General features: G+C 38.7%; 16 protein-coding genes. 5 read left to right on the top strand and 11 right to left on the bottom strand.

Annotated elements, in window-relative coordinates; translation table 11 throughout:
• Window positions 1-91: 91 nt before the first annotated feature.
• Window positions 92-292, bottom strand: coding sequence for a hypothetical protein (locus FD29_RS11635; protein WP_057888007.1), 201 nt, complete (start codon window positions 290-292; stop codon window positions 92-94).
• 407 nt (window positions 293-699) lie between these two features.
• On the opposite strand from FD29_RS11635, the gene FD29_RS05800 reads away from it, so the two are divergent.
• Window positions 700-1,437, top strand: coding sequence for a CPBP family intramembrane glutamic endopeptidase (locus FD29_RS05800; protein WP_057888006.1), 738 nt, complete (start codon window positions 700-702; stop codon window positions 1,435-1,437).
• Between the two features lie 63 nt (window positions 1,438-1,500).
• Here the strand turns inward: FD29_RS05800 and FD29_RS05795 are convergent, their stop codons facing one another.
• Window positions 1,501-4,011 (bottom strand): isopeptide-forming domain-containing fimbrial protein, encoded by a 2,511-nt coding sequence (locus FD29_RS05795; RefSeq protein ID WP_057888005.1) that lies wholly within the window; start codon window positions 4,009-4,011, stop codon window positions 1,501-1,503.
• Window positions 4,012-4,564: 553 nt separating this feature from the next.
• A complete protein-coding gene (locus tag FD29_RS05790) occupies window positions 4,565-5,980 on the bottom strand; it encodes an APC family permease (RefSeq protein WP_057888009.1) in 1,416 nt (471 codons plus the stop codon).
• Window positions 5,981-6,263: 283 nt separating this feature from the next.
• Here FD29_RS05790 and FD29_RS05785 point away from each other — a divergent pair, with 283 nt between their 5' ends.
• The gene (locus FD29_RS05785) at window positions 6,264-8,363 is read left to right on the top strand and encodes a putative ornithine decarboxylase (protein WP_057888004.1); all 2,100 of its coding nucleotides are present in this window, start codon (window positions 6,264-6,266) and stop codon (window positions 8,361-8,363) included.
• Between the two features lie 13 nt (window positions 8,364-8,376).
• Window positions 8,377-9,642: a methionine gamma-lyase family protein gene (locus tag FD29_RS05780; protein WP_057888003.1), complete on the top strand. Its 1,266-nt coding sequence runs from the start codon at window positions 8,377-8,379 to the stop codon at window positions 9,640-9,642.
• 109 nt (window positions 9,643-9,751) lie between these two features.
• Here the strand turns inward: FD29_RS05780 and FD29_RS05775 are convergent, their stop codons facing one another.
• A complete protein-coding gene (locus FD29_RS05775; RefSeq protein WP_057888002.1) occupies window positions 9,752-11,368 on the bottom strand; it encodes an ABC transporter permease in 1,617 nt (538 codons plus the stop codon).
• Window positions 11,358-12,284 (bottom strand): ABC transporter ATP-binding protein, encoded by a 927-nt coding sequence (locus FD29_RS05770; RefSeq protein WP_057888001.1) that lies wholly within the window; start codon window positions 12,282-12,284, stop codon window positions 11,358-11,360. The genes FD29_RS05775 and FD29_RS05770 overlap by 11 nt, the downstream gene beginning before the upstream one ends.
• A gap of 190 nt (window positions 12,285-12,474) precedes the next feature.
• Between FD29_RS05770 and FD29_RS05765 the strand changes: the two genes are divergently transcribed.
• Window positions 12,475-13,080 carry a TetR/AcrR family transcriptional regulator gene (locus FD29_RS05765; RefSeq protein WP_147007932.1) on the top strand — a complete coding sequence of 202 codons (606 nt, stop codon included), beginning with the start codon at window positions 12,475-12,477 and terminating at the stop codon, window positions 13,078-13,080.
• Here FD29_RS05765 and FD29_RS05760 read toward each other — a convergent pair.
• Window positions 13,051-13,701, bottom strand: coding sequence for an endonuclease III domain-containing protein (locus FD29_RS05760; RefSeq protein ID WP_057887999.1), 651 nt, complete (start codon window positions 13,699-13,701; stop codon window positions 13,051-13,053). The two genes, FD29_RS05765 and FD29_RS05760, sit on opposite strands and share 30 nt — an antisense overlap.
• A 151-nt stretch (window positions 13,702-13,852) precedes the next feature.
• Here FD29_RS05760 and FD29_RS05755 point away from each other — a divergent pair, with 151 nt between their 5' ends.
• Window positions 13,853-14,119: a hypothetical protein gene (locus tag FD29_RS05755; protein WP_057887998.1), complete on the top strand. Its 267-nt coding sequence runs from the start codon at window positions 13,853-13,855 to the stop codon at window positions 14,117-14,119.
• Window positions 14,120-14,181: 62 nt separating this feature from the next.
• Here FD29_RS05755 and FD29_RS05750 read toward each other — a convergent pair whose 3' ends face one another.
• From FD29_RS05750 to FD29_RS05730, 5 genes are all read right to left on the bottom strand, one after another.
• Window positions 14,182-14,517: a hypothetical protein gene (locus FD29_RS05750; RefSeq protein ID WP_057887997.1), complete on the bottom strand. Its 336-nt coding sequence runs from the start codon at window positions 14,515-14,517 to the stop codon at window positions 14,182-14,184.
• 150 nt (window positions 14,518-14,667) lie between these two features.
• A complete protein-coding gene (gene pcp, locus FD29_RS05745) occupies window positions 14,668-15,315 on the bottom strand; it encodes a pyroglutamyl-peptidase I (protein ID WP_057887996.1) in 648 nt (215 codons plus the stop codon).
• Window positions 15,316-15,391: 76 nt separating this feature from the next.
• The gene (gene cls, locus FD29_RS05740) at window positions 15,392-16,858 is read right to left on the bottom strand and encodes a cardiolipin synthase (protein ID WP_057887995.1); all 1,467 of its coding nucleotides are present in this window, start codon (window positions 16,856-16,858) and stop codon (window positions 15,392-15,394) included.
• A gap of 234 nt (window positions 16,859-17,092) precedes the next feature.
• Window positions 17,093-17,785 carry a zinc metallopeptidase gene (locus FD29_RS05735; protein ID WP_057887994.1) on the bottom strand — a complete coding sequence of 231 codons (693 nt, stop codon included), beginning with the start codon at window positions 17,783-17,785 and terminating at the stop codon, window positions 17,093-17,095.
• A gap of 5 nt (window positions 17,786-17,790) precedes the next feature.
• Window positions 17,791-18,240 (bottom strand): hypothetical protein, encoded by a 450-nt coding sequence (locus tag FD29_RS05730; RefSeq protein ID WP_057887993.1) that lies wholly within the window; start codon window positions 18,238-18,240, stop codon window positions 17,791-17,793.
• Window positions 18,241-18,255 lie beyond the last annotated feature (15 nt).

The following is an 18,255-nucleotide window of genomic DNA, read 5'->3' as shown; positions in this document are numbered from 1 at the left end:
CTTAGCAGCTTAACAATATTTAATTTTGTCTAACTTTTGTGTTGCACTTTAATTTGGTATCCTTTTTTGGTTATTGTTTTTGCGCATATAACTATCTTTTTAAGAAAGCAAGTACGTTTTTCTTATCTGGTTTCATGTTTCCTGCTAAGAATGCAATTATGACTGCAACAACAGAAAACAAAAATTCCCATACTGACCATTTAAAAACTAATGTTAAAACTAACATAATAATAACTGAAACCAACATGACTCCATCTCTGGGACCTAATTTCAAATATGAATAAATCATCAGACGTCACTTCCTTCACTATTAGATAACATATTTTTGATTTGTCACCTTTACAAGACCTACTATATCTTAATTAGAAGCATAGTATTCAAAATAATATAATCGTCGGTTTTTGGATATTAACGTTAAAGAGATATTAAATAACTAACGTTAATACAAAAAGTCAAACGTTAATAAAAACAATCTAAATTCGTCTTTAATAATGGGAAAATATTGAAGAAGGTATTTTTTATATAGAGTGGCATTATAGTGATGAAAATCAGAAAAAATATTTATATGCCTCAAGTAATGGTGGTGGAGCTCGTGTTACAGTAGTTACGAAGCCTCAAAAGCCATGGTGGCATTTCTGGTAATATAAAAAAGAGACTTGCTAATCTTATGCAAGTCTCTTTTATTTGAGGGAGATAAATATGAAAAAACAAATTTTTAATTTATTAAAGTCTATTCTGACGATAATTTTTATTTATATCATATTGTCAATAATTAGTGGTTTTATTGGTGAAGAAATATTTCATTTAGGTTTATCTGATGCTAATAATTTCAGATTAATAATCGTGGCATTATCTTTGATGGTTTACTTATATGTGAGTGGATCCAAGAATATTTTAGGCAAAGGACAAGCAAAATTTGGCATGATCTCAATTTTACTGATTATGTCACTGACGCTGATCTTGAATCACGATTTTACTTCATTTAGCTATCATAATAGTTATCTATATGATGCAATAACAACTGGTTTGTTTGAAGAAACTATGTATAGGATTGTTCCGTTTCACTTATTAGATTCGTTTTTCAAACCTTCGATTAAATTAGATTACTGGAAAATTTATTTAACGACAACGATTTTTGCTTTAGCTCATTTTTATAATATTATTAGCATAAATCAGAGTGTGACTCAGACTGTAATTCAAGTTATATATGCGTTTTGTCTCGGAAGTGTCTTTGCTATTAGTTATTTGAAAACACATAATGTTATTTTCCCAATCGTAGCGTACAGTATTTCGGATTTATTCAGCTCGATGTTTAGCAACACGGGATTTAGTACACAAGTGTCGACTGATCTGCTAGGATGGATACTTATTATCACTCTGATTGTAGTTACCTTTGTTATTAACAGAACCGTTTTAGTTGGTAAAAATCGATTGTAAGTAAATAGCTCTTAACCAAAAAAATTGGTTAAGAGCTATTTTTGTAGATAAATATTTAAAAACTCACACTGATTCAACTAAGTTCCAGGACAAAGTACCTTTATAATTACCAACCTCAGTGTTGGGACTAAGTTTGATTTGCCAATCGCCTACACCGACGTAATCGGAGAGGTTGAGAGCCTGTTGGTTGCCGGCAAAATTATCGGTTTGAATAGGAACACCGGATGCCAAAATTGGTTTCCAAGTTCCAGAATCAGATGCAGAATTGGTTCTCTGCTTGATGAAAAGCAATCCAGAACCATCGGTTGGAATCGTACTGCCGGTAGTTTGATTTTTCATTTGGTCGTCAGTATTGTCATTGTCGTAAGAAACGCTGACATTGAAAGGATTGGAATCGGGATGCGTTACGATCAATTCACCTTCAGTATTAACGTTCTCAAGCGTTTTAGCTTTCCCATACATGTTAGTGGAACCAAAATCGATCAATTTAGGAACACTAGTAAAGGCGTTAGACTTTTGCACATTGACAGTGGCACCGTTAGTGACCATATCACCCGGATTGAAGCCAGAAGTGGAAGTGCCGCCGGTAACTTTGGCTACATTGGTGACTGCCCCGACGGCTGCAGAGGTGACATTAGCCTTGAATTCAACCGTGACAGTCTCACCTGGATCGACTTGATTGATTCCGGTATTCATACTTCCATAATGGTAGGCTTGGTCATCTTTAGGACCCTTGATCATGAAGCCTCCTTCGGGAACAATTCCAGTTGGAAAATCGTCAGATAATTTGGATCCGCTAGCTAATGAATCTTTACTGCCACTGCTGACTTTATATTCGATAAAGTATTGAACAACATCGCCAACTTTGGCATCAGTACTGTCTTCATAAGTCGCGGAGGTGTCAGTTCCGTCTTTACCAAGATTTCTAACTTGTTTGGAGAAAGTATAATAGAAACTTGGTTTTTGTACCGGAATATCAACTGAAGCTGGGTAATCGTGACTGGTTGAATTGGCAACTTTTTGATCGATACCAGTGAAGGTAGCCGAATTAGTTAAATTGCCGTTAGCATCCAAGTGATCAATAGCATCTTTAGTAATATTGGCCTCAAAGGTGATCGTAGTGTACTGCTGATCGGTCAGTGAGGTGTTGGGATAAATCGTTAGCGTTCTAGTAGAGGCATCGTAATCGCTAGGCAAAGGATTAGGAGCAGCGACACCGTTGTTTGATTGGGTAATGGAATTAGGATCGATTTGAAGGCCTTCAGGAATCTGGTCGACTAATTTAGTGTAATTCCATTGAGCACCATAACCGTTGTTGATCATTTTTAAGGTGAATTTCAATTTATCATTAACTTGATTAGTTCCGTCAGAACGCGATTCGTTGACGTAAGTTTTAGTAGGCGTGGGAATAGACATTGGACTAGCAACGACACCAAAAGTTGAGCTGTAATGCGAGGTTGCTCCAGGAGCTAAGTTAGTGGGATTCCACTTGAGTGTATAAATAGTATTTCCAAGTTTTGGCGTCAAAAGAGCACCAAAGTCATTATTGCTAGTTTCAGCTCCAGTACCGGTAACTTTTCCATCAGTAAAACCACTGGCCCAATTATCATTATTGTTGCCACCTCTCAACTGACCGGAGTAGGAGGTAAAGCCATCAGGGGTTTCATTCGTAACGTAGAGTCGGTAATTGTGGCCGTTGTAATACCCACTTTCGATATAGAGACCACGCTTGTTACCGAGATCTCTAACGTCAACGTTATCAGGCAAACTACTACCATTGACCATGTTGGTATCTTCGCCGAAGAGGATGACAAAGTTTTGACTAGCGGATGTGGCGTTGTGTAAATACAATTCTCTTTGAACGATAGCGGCGTTCGTAGGGGATGGTCTTAAAAGAATCTCAGCTTGCAAATCGAAAGTACCATTATCGTAATTGGAAGTATTGGTACGTTTGAAGTCACCAACGATTTTGTAAGCATAGCGAGCGTTACCTTGAGGGTCGGTACCCATTTTGGCAACGTAATATTTCTTATTAGTTAAACCGTAATTATAATTACCACTAAATGTAGTCCCCAGAAGGGAAAAGTTAGCGGATGTAACGGCAGTAGAGGTACTGTTGGCTGGAGCAATCATAAAATCGGGTGAGGTAAAAGAAACTCCCTCGGTAGGATTGGAAGTAATGCTACCTTGAAAGAGGGCATTGATATAACTGCCATTGTCGTTGATGAATTCATTCATCTTTGAGAAGTGAGAGTTATTCCCACCAGAAACCACAGTGGGCTTGAGAAAGTCTGTATCGGAAGCCGATTGACCATTGTTGGGGACGACACCCTTGTTATTGGCAGCTAAACCAAAGGAATAGCCCACCCCTAAAGTACTGTAAGGAGCCATCGGCATAGTTGTAACTTGAGCTGATGGATTGGAACCGTAAGATGACCAGTTACTAATACCATCGCCAAAGTCATTTGGACCGATAGTAGCAGCTTGGACGGATTTGACCGATCCAATAAGAAAAGTTAGCAAAAGTAAGAAGAAGACCGGTAAAAATTTTTTCAAGATATTATATCGATTCATTATAATTTCCCCCAAAAGAATCAATAAAAAAATTCGTTTGTTAATATTATGGTTATTGTAACAAAAATGCTTACAAATATTATAAATATAATGAAATCAAAGACTAGAGATCAGAGTAAATCGGTCAACTTCTGAGTAGTAGTAAAAAAGCCTCAATATTCGCATTATGGTTCTTTTTTAAGTTTGGTTACATACAATTATTTAGATATACTAATAGGCCATCCAAAATCTGCTGGATGACCTATCTTTAGTATTATCGTAAATAAAATATCGAATCATTAAATTTAAAATTTTAACACTACTAATGTAAAACAAATAAAAAACCGTTTAGTCTGGAATGGAATTCTGGTGGATGCTCAGCCGTGGTAGTCTCTTGGCTGGCGTCCTTTGCCAGGTTAGAGACAGACAAGCTTAGAGACAATTTGAATTGTAATTGGCTCTAAGTTGCTCTCACTGCGTTCCAGCGTCCACCAGAATTTCATGGAAGACGGCAGTGAACGACCAAACTTGAAAAAGAACCGCATTATGAATATTGGGGCTTTTTCTACAATAATTAATCGATCAAACCTTCACGTCTTTGTTCACGTTTGCGTAGCCATGGCATTACAAAACCAAGTCCAAACAAGACGATAACAGTAATGAAGTTCAATAATAATTGGTGATTGAAGGCACCTGTACCGAATTTAGCTTCTTGAGGGATGAATCCCAAAGTAGCACAGATGAAAGTAAATGCTAGACACCAGCCACCGACAAGTAAGGCACCAGTCCGGTTTTTGATGAAAGTATAATCTGAGTGGAACTTGTCTTGATTCCAACGCATAGCAACGAAAGCGAAGAAGACCCAACAAGTCTTATATGGTGAGATGATACCGTTGATGTTTAACAACCAGTTATAAATCGTATTGATATTTGGCAAAGTACCAGTTAGCAATAATAGGAACAAACTCAAACCAGTAGTCATTGTGTAACTGTGGATCGGACGGCCATTTTTGTTAGTCTTAGTGAGCCATTTAGGCATGAATTTATCAGCAACATCACCGGCAAAGACCCGACTTGAAGCATCAAGTAGGACAGCTAATTGAGCCATCATAAAGATTGCTTGAACGACAGCGAAGATGTACATCAATAATTTACCAACACCCAAGCTGTTACCTAATAGTTGGAAAGCATAGTAAGGTCCGTTCATCTTGAAATCGTGTGGAATATGATTGGCATTGAAGAACATTGCCAAAGCTAATGTACCAAAGATAGTTAAGAAACCAGTCATGATAGCAAGTAGCCACATAGCTTTAGGAAATTCGTGCTTAGGGTCGCGCATTTGGACTACGTATGGAGCAGCCAATTCAGCACCGGACATGGCGAAGATCAAAAGCCCCGTTGTTGAGAAGTATTTCAGACTAAACGAGGGTTTGAAAGCACCCCAGTTGAAAGGTTGAGTAGCGATATGGTGACCATGAAGTACAGCGTATCCTGCAAGCAAAACGAAGAGCGCTGACATGATGAACATTGCCCCTCCACCGATAAGTGAAAGGATTTCTAGAGAATTCTTGATAACATTTTCTAGCAGAATAAATAATAAAATAATGATGAAAGTTAAAATACCGAACCAGAAGGTCGACATTCTTTTATCTAAAGTGTTGTTACCTAAGAACATCCAACTGAAGGAGACGATAACGGAGTTTGAAACGTCGACGATGTAAGGCACACTTTGGACCCAATACATCCAAGAAGTCCAGTAGCCTAAAGTATCATTACTACTGTGACGGACCCATGAAGCCAGCCCCCCGGCTTGGTTATCAAAGGTCAAACTCATTTGACTAGAAATCAATGCATAAGGAATAACATATGCAAAAAGTAGGAAGATCCATGAAATAACAACGGATAGTCCTTGGTTTTGGAATGGATAGAAGATATTTTCAAAACTGATAATTGTAACGAAGTCGATCAAAGCAATGACCGGCCAGCTCATATAATGTTTTTGGTTCGGTTCGAGAGTTTCCAAGTTTATTTTCCCCTTAAATGTCTAAAAGTCTTGATGTATCAAGCTTTAAGCATTTGGAGGTTTTAATGTTAACAGAGAACTATTTAATTTCACTTGTTTATAACCTCAATATGTATATATAATCAATGCCGTAATATTTTATTCATAATAGTTATTGCGAATATAAAAAAAACATACCCAGAAAATTATAGGGATTTATATATCATTTGCAATACTTTTTTGAAAACATTTTAAAAAATAGGGGGAAATTATGAATTTTCTGAAAATTGCCATTGGTAATGATGTGAAAATTCAGTCTTTAACGGATTGGGACATTGTTCCATTTACAGAAAAGACTGATATCGCAGAATTGGCTGCCATCGTATTGAGTACCAACGACTCGGCCAATTTGCAACATGCACAAAATCTACAACGAACATCAGGACTTGGCATTCCTATTATTCAAGTTAGTGATACGGCTATTTCTCAAAAAGAGCAAGCTAATATCATAAATAAAGCCAACGAATATCGTGATCAAATGGTACCAGGCTTTTTGACGGACCTAGTCAATTTTGCTGAGGATCGACCAATCAGTTTTACGACACCCGGACACCATAACGGTCAATATTATGAAAAGCATCCAGCCGGCGTTGTCTTCAACCGTTTCTTCGGTAAGAATTTGATGTTTGCCGATACGAGTGATACGGTCGATGAATTGGGCGATACGATGACTCACGGTGGAACACCTTTGACTGCTGAACAAAAGGCCGCTGAAACATACAATGCCGATAAAGTTTACTTCTGTACTAACGGAACAACGAGTTCCAATTCAATCTGTGCCAGTGCTCTGTTAGCTCAAGACGATTTGGTCTTATTTGACCGAAACAATCACAAATCACTCTACAACAGTGCTTTAGTTATGAGTGGAGCCAAGCCAGTTTACATTCCTACTGACCGTAACGCCTTAGGCTTGATTGGCGAGATGAATCCTGAAGCTTTGGATGAAAAAAGCATTCGAGCTGAAATTGCCAAAGTTGATCCTAAAAAAGCTCAAGCTAAACGACCATTCCGATTGGCCATCGTTCAATTGGAAACATACGATGGGGTTTTCTACGATGCTAAATGGATCATCGACAAAATTGGTAAATTGTGCGACTACATTCTCTTCGACTGTGCTTGGGGTGGCTTTGAACAGTTCGTACCAATCATGAAACACTTGTCGCCCTTGGAACTGGAATACGGTCCTGATGACCCTGGTATTTTGATGACGCAGTCGTTGCACAAGCAACAAGCAGGTCTGGCGCAAACATCGCAAATATTGAAAAAAGACAGTCATTTAAAGGGCCAAGACCGTTATGTCGACCACAAGCACTTTAACAATACTTATTTGAAATTCGTGACTTCCAGTTATTCGTATCCAATCTATGCTTCCTTGACAGTCAATGCCTATTTGACAGCCGGCCAAGGTAACAAGAATTGGTGGGATGAGACGTTACGCTTGGGAATCGAATGGCGAAAAGAGTTGCTCAAGAGATCTAAATTATTCAGACCATTCGTGCCCGATAATTTTGCCGAAATAAGTACTGATGACTTAGCGACTAATAGTAAATATTGGCAATTCGATCCAAACGATAATTGGCATGGTTTTAAAGAGATGGCTAAAGGTCAGGCAATGATCGATCCACTTAAAATAACCGTTATGACGCCTGGTATTGATGTCAAAAACGCCACGTATCAGGAAAATGGAATTCCCGGTCCCGTAGTAGCTGAATTCTTAATGGAAAAGCGAATCATCCGTGCCAAAGATGATTTGAATTCACTCTTGTTCCTATTGACACCCGGAGATACTAAGGAAGAACTCGACACATTGTTAGAGACTTTTCTGGAATTTGAAAAGTATTATTTGGCAGATGCACCATTGACTAAAGTGTTGCCAAAATTAGCTAAGATCTATCCGGACCGATATAACGGCTATACTTTGAAACAGTTGTGCCAAGAGATGCACCAATATTATCGTGAGAACAAGACCTTCACTTTGCAAAAAGAGTTATTTGCTAAACCAAACATGCAAGCTTACGAAATGACGCCGGAGGCTGCTGATCAGTTGTTCATGAAGAACCAGAGTGAATTGGTTGATCTAAAGGATATTTTAGGGCGAGTAGCTGTCGAGGGGGCTTTGCCATATCCTCCTGGGGTGTTCATTGTGGCGCCAGGTGAAAAATGGGCCAAAATTGATCAGAAGTACTTTGAAGTTTTGGTTGGTGCGATTGAAAGTTTCCCAGGTTTCGTGCCGGAAATTCAAGGTGTTTATTGGAATCAAAATGCAGATGGAACTATTTCCGTTCAAGCAGAAGTATTGAAGAATAAATAGAGGAGGACCGATCATGGTCTTATCATGGAAAAAAGATTTACCAACAGAATTAAGTGAGAAAGTAAGTAAAGTTGAGAAGTTGATTCAACCAAAAATCGACGAGATCGACCAACAAGTTTTGTACAATCAACAACGTGTCTTGAATTTGTTCAGAGAAAACCGCGTTGGTGAAGAGGATTTAGTATCTTCAACTGGTTACGGATATGATGATATCGGTCGTGACAAGATCGAAAAAATCTATGCCGATTATTTCAAAACTGACGATGCCTTAGTTCGTTCACAATTTGCTTCTGGTACTCACGCTATTTCGACGGCCTTGTTCAGCATGCAACGTCCCGGCGATACGCTTTATTATTTGACTGGAACACCTTATGACACGATTCAACAAGTAATCGGGATTGCCGGTGATAATCAGGGAACAATGAAAGATTACGGTATCGGTTTTAAAACTGATGAATTATTAGACAACGGTGAAGTCGATTATGAAAACGCCGAGAAGTCATTGAAAGCTGACAAGACGATCAAAGTCGTTGCTATTCAACGTTCACGTGGTTATGCGGTTCGTGACAGTTTTACAGTTGCTAAGATTGCTAAGATGATTAAATTCGTTAAAGATATTCGTCCTGATGTTAATATTTTCATCGATAATTGCTACGGTGAATTTTCCGAATGTGAAGAACCAACATTCTACGGTGCTGACCTTATGGCCGGTTCACTTTACAAGAATGCCGGGGCCGGAATTGTTAAGAGTGGTGCTTTCTTAGTTGGTCGTCAAGATTTGATCAATGGTGCTGGGGCACGTTTGACGGTTCCTGGTGCTGGTAAAGGCGAGGGTGCTACTTGGGGTTACTTGCGTGACTTCTATCAAGGATTCTTCATGGCTGCACACACAACTGGTGAAGCTTTGAAAGGTATGGTCTACACTTCAGCTCTCTGCGAAGAAATGGGTATGAACGTTTCACCTAAGTGGGACGCACCTAGAACTGATATCGTGCAAACTGTTTCCTTCGGCAAACCTGATCCAATGATCAAGTTCTGTGCCGCTATTCAACACTTCTCACCAATGAACTCATTCGTTGACCCAATCCCTTATCACCAAGATGGTTACGAAGATGAAGTTGTGATGGCTTCTGGTAGTTTTATTGAAGGCTCAACGATTGAATTGTCATCTGATGGTCCAATTCGTCCTCCATATTCACTTTATATCCAAGGTGGTTTATCTTATGCTCATGCTAAGATTGCTATCACACAAGCTGTTAATGAAACATTTTATAAATAATAGCTTCCAGACTAATGTTTTTTCCTTTATTTTATATATTAAAATAGGCCAATATTCGTATTATGAATATTGGCCTATTTGCTTTTGTGTGAAACAAATTGAGCATTATTTAGTTAATAATTAAGTCCCGCCGGCGATAACCGATGTAACCGATAATTATTAGAACAACAGCAATGCCAATTTGGAACCAGAAGGTTGCGACATCAAAGTTTTTCACAGGGACTTGATTGATGAAGCCAAATGGAGTGATCTTCTTAGTCCAATCGGGTAATTTGAGTAGCTTACCGAAGTATTGAACGAAGAACCCAACTACTAAGTAACCGTAATTCAAAGCTGTTAATTTTGGCAACCAACCAACTAGACAAGCTGAGATGCCTAAGAAAATCAATAGGGGAGCAAGGTAGCCTAAGAACCCTCTAAGGAAAATTGACCAAGCTAAATGATGAGTCATAACGGCGTTACCACCGGCATATAAACCGTAGATACCAGCGAAGAGAACCGCCACACTGGTTATCGTTGCAAGAAGTATAACGGAGCAGAATAATTTCAAACGACTAGTTGGTGTGGCGTGAATAATTTCTAGATAGCCTTTATTTTCACCGGTTTTTAGATAGTTGATCAAGTTGATGCCAGGAACCAAGGCTAACGCTGCAAAGACGATCAACAAGATGGCGATAAATTGTTTGATTATCAAAAGATTGGCAGCATTGATAGCACTGGTATTCAGTAATTGTTTGAACATTGGATTAGTTTTGAGAATATCACCGATCGTGTTGAAGACGGAACCGTATGTGGCACCGAGAATCATAATACCAAAAAACCAAACGATGATACTGACTCGGTTCAAACGCCAAAATAGTGAAATTGGACCACGTAACAAGGCACTTGCACGAGCTTTACCTGGTCTAGTAGCAATCATTCCCGAACCAATATCACGCCGGCTGTTCAAATAAAAAGTTAAAAGGACCATGATCAAAGACAATCCCAGCATCAGCCAAATTGGCAACCAATTATTTTGCTTATAAGTTGAGAATTTTTCGACCCAACCCATGGGAACGAACCAAGTGTATTTGGGATGAGTAACGTCAGTAACCATTCTGGCAATGTACATGATTCCAAAAATCAAATATGAAAAAATCGTGGCACTGCGAGAATTGTCAGTCAATTGGGCAATCACTGCAGCAATCGTCGCAAACATGAACCCAACGGCTCCAAGCCCCAAACCGAGTAGAAAATTACCATTAGTATCAGTTCCTGTTAAATTAGCGAACTGTAAACCGATAGCATAAATTAAACCGATACCGAAATTCAAGATAAAAACTTCCAGTAAAGCAGCTGCCAAGTTGGCTAACCGACCAACCGAGTGAGCTTGAATCATTTCTAAGATTCCCGATTCTTTCTCGCCACGTGTGTTGTGAATAATGAAGTAGAAGTTCATTACAGCTGCGATGATAGCCATGAAGACGGTCATTTTGGAGGCAAAGACATCGGCAGTAGTATAAGGTCCGGCAGGCATTTTGCCAAAAAGTGAAACCATCGCTGGAGTCTTTAAAGTTTTAATGATTTGATCCACGGCAGCTTTACTACCATAAAGGCCGGTAAATTTAGCCGCAACCCCTACAAAGAAGCCAATCAAAACGACTGCCCAAATAGATAATCTGAGCCAATCACGTTTAAAGCTGAATCGCGTTAAAAAGCCAGTTTTTTGAAATTTTTCACTGTTCATTATTTGTCCCTCCATTTGAGGAATCGTAATAACGTAAGAAGAGGTCCTCAAGCGTTGGTAGAGTGGCTTGCAAGGAAACAATTTGCTTTTGAGTCAGATAAGACATGATGCTTTCCAAATGTTCAGAGTCGACAGACATAGTTAGGATTTGATTATTATTATCAAAGCTAACGTTGTGAACTCCGGTCATAGCTGACAATTCGGGTGTTTGGTCCCTAGTTTGAACTTTGATAGTCGTGCGGGTTAAGTGACGCATTTGTGCTAAGGAACCAGTTTCGACGATTTCTCCGTTGCGGATGATGCCGATATTGTCACACATTTTTTCAACTTCGGAGAGAATGTGGCTTGATAAGAGAACGGCTTTACCAGCTTGTTTTAATTTGAGAACTTCTTTTTGAAAGACTTCTTCATTCAATGGGTCCAGTCCAGAAGTTGGCTCGTCAAAAATGTAGAAGTCAGCGTTAGTCGAGAAAGCTGCAATCAAAGCTACTTTTTGGCGATTACCTTTAGAATATGTTCGAGCTTTTTTAGTTGGATCCAATTGAAAGAGTTTGATCAGCTGATCTGTCTTTTCAGTATGACGACTGTGGCCGAGTTTTAAGAAAAGGTCGATGATTTCGCCACCAGTTAAATTTGGCCACAAGTAGACATCACCAGGTACGTAGGCGATTCGTTTGTGGATCTCGACGGCATCTTTGAAGACATCTTTGCCAAAGATAGTCGCACGACCGCCAGTTGCCCGCAGGATACCGAGAATAGTCCGGATAGTGGTTGATTTGCCGGCACCATTAGGTCCAATAAATCCAAAAACTTCCCCAGGATAAATGTCAAAAGTGATATTTTTTAAAGCATGAAATTTACCAAAATTCTTTTGAAGATGATCGATATGTAAGATCGGTGTATTTTGATTCAACATAATATTTACCTCTAAAAATGAAATATAATCCTTGAATAGTTCACTATTTACCGAGTATATTAGAGCCGTACAAAGGCGATGTCAATCACAAAGAATACCGGTATTGAACTATTTTGAAGCACTTTTTGGAGATTGTTGACAGGCCGAGACGAAAACTGAAATATTCCAATAAAAAATAAATAAGGTAATTATGATGACAAATAATTTGAAACGAAAAAAAGCTAAAAAACAAGCCATTTTGGATGCTGCCGAACGTAATTTTATTAAAGATGGCTACAAAAAAACCTCGATTGCACAGATTGCAAAGGAGGCTAATTCATCACAAGTGACGTTATATAAATATTTTCCTAGTAAAATTTTTCTAGCACGAGAAGTCGTAATCAAGCTGATCATTGACGGTTACAAAGGGTCGGAAGAAGCTTTGGATAATGACAAAGCTAATTTTGCCCAAAAAATGGAGAATCTGATGAACTTTGGTACCACGATGTCCAAGGCCATCAATGATGACTTCGTTGTTTTCATGTACGATGAGTTCAGTGGTAAAAATGGCGATACGAGCGTGATGAAAACATATAACGCCTATAAAAGAGGCTTTTGGAAAAAGCTGTTGGATCAAGGCCGCAAGGAAAAGATGGTCAATCCGCAAATAACTGACGAAGGGGCGATGATCTACTTGGATATGTTCATCAGCTATGCGATGTCAGAAAATCCGGCTAATGCTCACAGTGCAGTTGAGATCAAGAATCATGAGGATGACTTGATGCAGTTATTTTTCTATGGAATTATGGGCCACTAAATCTGGCAGCCGAAGTTGATAATCTTTGAAGAAGTCGCTGCGTAATTTGCCAAATTCATCAATCAAAGCGTGAAGTTCTTCAGCTTGCTTGGAGGTCAGTTTGAAGTCACGTTCGACAGCTTTTTTTAGTTGAAGGTAAGTGGGTCTTTTAGTGAAGGTATGCAGATTCGTGAATAATTTCATTGCATAATTATCAGCTACGAAGACAGGCCGGTGGAAATAGTAGAGCAACAATACATCGGCTGTTTCGTTACCAACACCCTTTAGTGCATTCAGTCGTTTGCGCAATAGTGAAGTAGGTAGTTTTTCCCACTCGTCGAAGTCATTACGATAGGCCGTCAATAGAGAACGAAGATAGATAGCCTTGTTGTGGAAAAAGCCACTCGGTTGAATCAAACGTTCCATTTCTTCCGTTGATAAGGCCAACATTTTGTCGACTTCAAAGTTAGTTGCTTGTTTCAAATTGGCTAGTGAACGGTCAGCGTTTTTCCAATTGGTGTTTTGGATCAAGATCATGCCAGCCAACATATTCTCATTATTCTCAGCTGGCCACCAATTTTGTTGACCGAGTTGATCGTGTAAGATGTCTAAAAGGTCATAAATCGTTATTTGTTTGTACAAAATGGATAATCCTCCTGCCGAATATTATCTAATACAATCGTCTAAAAGTGTTGGAATGTTTCTTGGAGACGTTTTTAAAGGCAAATCATTTATTTCAGAAAATTATCTGTGCTAACATAATATACGCTGAATTAATTATGGGGGTGTAATTATGTTAGGTTTTATTTTTGTTATTGGCTCGATTGCCTCCTTAGTTCTTGAAAAATATGTTTTAGCAAATAATTCGCACGCTTGGTTGGGGAGTATTATTTCATTGCTGTCGATCGTTTTCATCGTCAGTTTGATGGTAATGAATATCATGCCATTTAATGCGGTAAATATAATTTTGGCCGTTGTTTACGTGTCACTAAGCTTTATTTTCTGGGGACAAGGAAACGACTTGTATCATCAAAAAGTTGTTAATCGAATCTACGAATAGAATTTGATTTAAAAAGGCAGAAATTCCTAAGCTGGAATTTCTGCCTTTTTGTGTGCATATGATTAATAGTTAGAAAGAAATGCTGAAATAATTGTGGCAAAGAACATGAAGTATAGGACTACTGAAGCTGCAGCGATGATGAATTGAACCAATCCAGCTCGATTCCAAGTTGCTTGAACAGCTTTGAAAGTCTCAACGTCTTTGTAGTTACCATTTTGCCAAGCCCAAGAGTTGCCCTTGAAACCAACTACAAAAATCCATACGACATTGAACAATGGGATTAAGCAAAGTAATGGCAAATAAGTTTTGTTACCAATTCCCCAGAAAATATTGAACATAAAGGCGCCCCAATTCCAGACCTTAACTTCGTTTGGTACAGCAGTTCCACGTTCGTCCATAATTTGATACGCTCCCCTAAAATAATAGATTTAATCACCGATGATAATTTACTGTCAGCAATTAAGCTAATTAAGTATAGCGTACGATTTGGCCATTTCCTAGATTAAATGAAAATTCTTTTGAAAGCTGAATGATTTTTTCAGATAACTCTAATTGAGACTGCCACCGATAATTGAAATATCACTTTTACCATCACGGTCAACGATAGCTCCGATAGCAGCTGTGATACCAGCAACGTCATCAACTAATGATAAAGAAGGTGTGTTGGGACGATTAACGACTTGGTCCGGCAAGAAAGGAATATGCATGAAGCCAGCCTTTAACGTGGGGAATTCTTTGTCGATCATATATTGAACTTGATACATGATGTGATTGCAGACGTAAGTTCCGGCAGTAGTTGAAAGGGAACTAGGAATGCCAGCCTGTTTAATTGCTTGAACCATAGCTTTGACGGGTAATTGTGTGAAATAAGCATTCTGCCCATCGGCTTGAATAACTTGATCGGTTGGTTGAAAGCCAGCGTTGTCAGCGATTCGACCGTCATCCAAATTGATTGCTACACGTTCAGGTGTCAAACCGAAACGGCCACCAGCTTGACCGATATTTAAAACGTAATCAGGCTGATTATCGATAATAGCTTGATGAACGACTTGAGCAGATTGATTAAAAACAGTTGGAATTTCTAATTTGATAATAGTTGCATCATTGATAGTATCGGGAAGTTTTTTAACTGCTTCGATGGCAGGATTGATCTTGTCATTACCAAAAGGGTCAAAACCAGTTACGAGAATTTTCATAAATGTACCTCCATAATTTTAAATTGGTTAGAAAAAGCCTACCACAATAAGCGATAGACTAGAATAAAGTTTAAATTTAAAGAATAGGTGACAATAATCGTGAAAAACGTTGTTTAAAGTGCAACCACATACCTTGTTCCTTAATCATTTCAGGCGTCAAAAATAGTGAATCAGTCATATCTTTTTCGAATTGACGCGATAGTTGATGTGAAACTTTAGCATCATAGATAAAAGCGTTAGCCTCGAAATTCAGCGAATAACTTCGGAAATCATGATTCATTGAACCAACGGAACAAATCTTACCATCGAAGACTGACGTTTTAGCGTGCAAAAAGCCCTTCTGATAGCTGTAAATTTTAATGCCATAGGTTGTAAGTAAGTTGGCATAATATTGCGTAGCACGGTAAATAAAGGGATGGTCAGGCATACATGGAATCATGATCCTAACATCTACTCCCGAACGAGCAGCAATTGTTAAAGCAGTGAACATGGCATCGTCAGGAACTAAATATGGCGATTGGATCCAAACGCTCTTCTTGGCACTGACGATCATATCGATAAAACCGTCCTTCAATATCTCATCACGGCTGTCAGGTCCATCGGAAATAATTTGAATCGGCATGTTAGCTTCGGTATTGAATTTATCGGATGGAAAATATTTTTCCAAGAAAGCCAATGGTTCAGCATTTCTATCCAAGGAAGCGTTCCAATCACGGAAGAATCGTTCTTGCAACAATAATGTAGCAGCTCCAAAGATTCTGGAGTGCGTGTCACGCCAATAACCGAATTTCTCAGTTACATTGACGTATTGGTCACCAACATTGAAGCCACCGATCCAGCCAGTTGTTCCATCGATGACAACGATTTTACGGTGCAAGTGATAATTCAAACGAGTTTTAGCAATCACATTTTTGGAAGTGATGAAAGGCAACACTTCGCCACCGGCAGCTTGAAATTCCTTGAAGTAACGAGGTTTAGTACCGCCAGACCCCCATGGATCGTAAAGCAAGCGAACTTCCAAACCTTCTTTGGCCTTTTGGGTGAGCAATTTTAAAAATTTGTCACCAATATCACTTTTGATAAAGGCATAGTATTCGACATGGACGGTTTCCTTGGCATTTCTAACATCCTCGAACATGCGTTGGAATTTTTCTTTTCCGTCAAAGAATAATTCGATCTCGTTGTGTCGCGTCAATGGAGCTTCTTCGGTCTCATTGAAGAAACGAATAATATGGTCGGCATAACGTGTTTCATCGTACCTTGAAGCGTTTTGAGGCCGCTTTTGAGCAGCAATGGCCATTCTCTTCAATTGGCTTAAACTATAGTGCTCTTGTTTGCTAATGTTGAAGATTTTTTCCTGAGCGATCCCACGCCCTAAGAAAGCATATATTAAGAATCCGACAATCGGCAACAGCACCAAAACTAAGATCCAAGCCCAGGTAGTAACGATATTACGCGGTCTATGGAAAACAGTGATCAGAGCTGAAACAGTATTGACTACTAAAATAATGAGAATTAGCCAGATGATCCAAACATCAATCATAAAATAAATTCCCCTCTATTAATCTTATTAAAAAGTTTACTTCAAAGTACTAATAAAATCTAATTTATTAAGCCGATATTGCAAAATAAAAAGGGTTTGAAATACGATTATATTCTCTACCAAATGCGGAAAAAATATAGTTTTTCTGTCTAATAAAAAAGTCGTTTCTGATTCAGCGAATCAGAAACGACTTTTTGTTAATGCCTGAATGTTAAACATACTTTGTTCCGATCATTAATTTCTATTATCACCAAAAATGATAATCAAACGAAGTAATTGTAAAGCAGTAGAGATAGCTGCAGCGACATAAGTCAAAGCGGCTGCCAACAAGACCTGGCGTACCATCGGAACTTCATCACTATCAAGCAGATCGCCTGAGCTGAGAATCTTAATAGCACGACCAGAAGCGTTGAATTCTACTGGCAAAGTTACAACTTGGAACAAGACTATCAATGCGAACAACCAGATACCGATAGTGATCAGGAAGTGGTTCATTCCTAACAAAGCACCAACGATAATGATTGGAAATGAAGCATTAGAACCGAGATTGACAGCCGGAACTAATGCAGCCCGGACACGCATTGGAGCGTAATTTTTTTGATCTTGAATCGCGTGACCACATTCGTGAGCAGCAACCCCAATGGCCGCAACTGATGTGGAATCATACGTTGATTCAGACAGATTAAGGGTTTTATTCCCCGGATTGTAATTATCGGTCAGATTACCACTGACTTTATTGATTTGTATATCTTGAAGTCCAGCCTGGTCCAAAATGAAACGGGCAGCCTCAGCACCAGAAGTACCGCGACGACTGGCAAATTGATCATATTTTTTGAAATTATGATTTACGTACCATGATGCCCATAAGGTGATAACCAAACCAATGATTATCAACAAGTAGCTGGAACCGTAACCATATCCATACATAGATGTTAACTCCTCTTTAATAAATTATTATTGTTAACAGTATATCCATTATTTGTGAAGTTTTCTTGAACTATGTGGTCCAATTGATTGATTTCAATTTCTTCAAGTGAGATTTGATCTTTTAGAAAGACTAATAACCGTTGTGAAATTTCGTGCTTTTCATCGTCATTTAAACCTTTGAAGGTAATCATCAAGGCAGCTTGTTTTTTGACCAGATCCAAATCGCTCAGCGAGATCAAAGCTACGATGTCATCGGAATGTTTCTTTTGAATCAACCAATAGACGCCGTCGTTTCGCATGATAGTTTTGGCACTGTCAGAAATGTATTGTGTAGTCGGATCGATTTCAAGACCTAAGAATTCACTGACTTTTTTTAGATTGAAGTGAGTGGGGAAATCCCAAAAGAAATTCTCAGTGATGAAAGGTCGATAAAATTTCATTTTTATATCAGTCATTAAAATCCTTCTCTC

It is taken from the genome of Companilactobacillus mindensis DSM 14500, assembly GCF_001434275.1.
GTDB lineage: Bacteria > Bacillota > Bacilli > Lactobacillales > Lactobacillaceae > Companilactobacillus > Companilactobacillus mindensis.
Note: the sequence above shows the minus strand (reverse complement) of the source record. Positions and strands in the feature narration are given on the sequence as shown.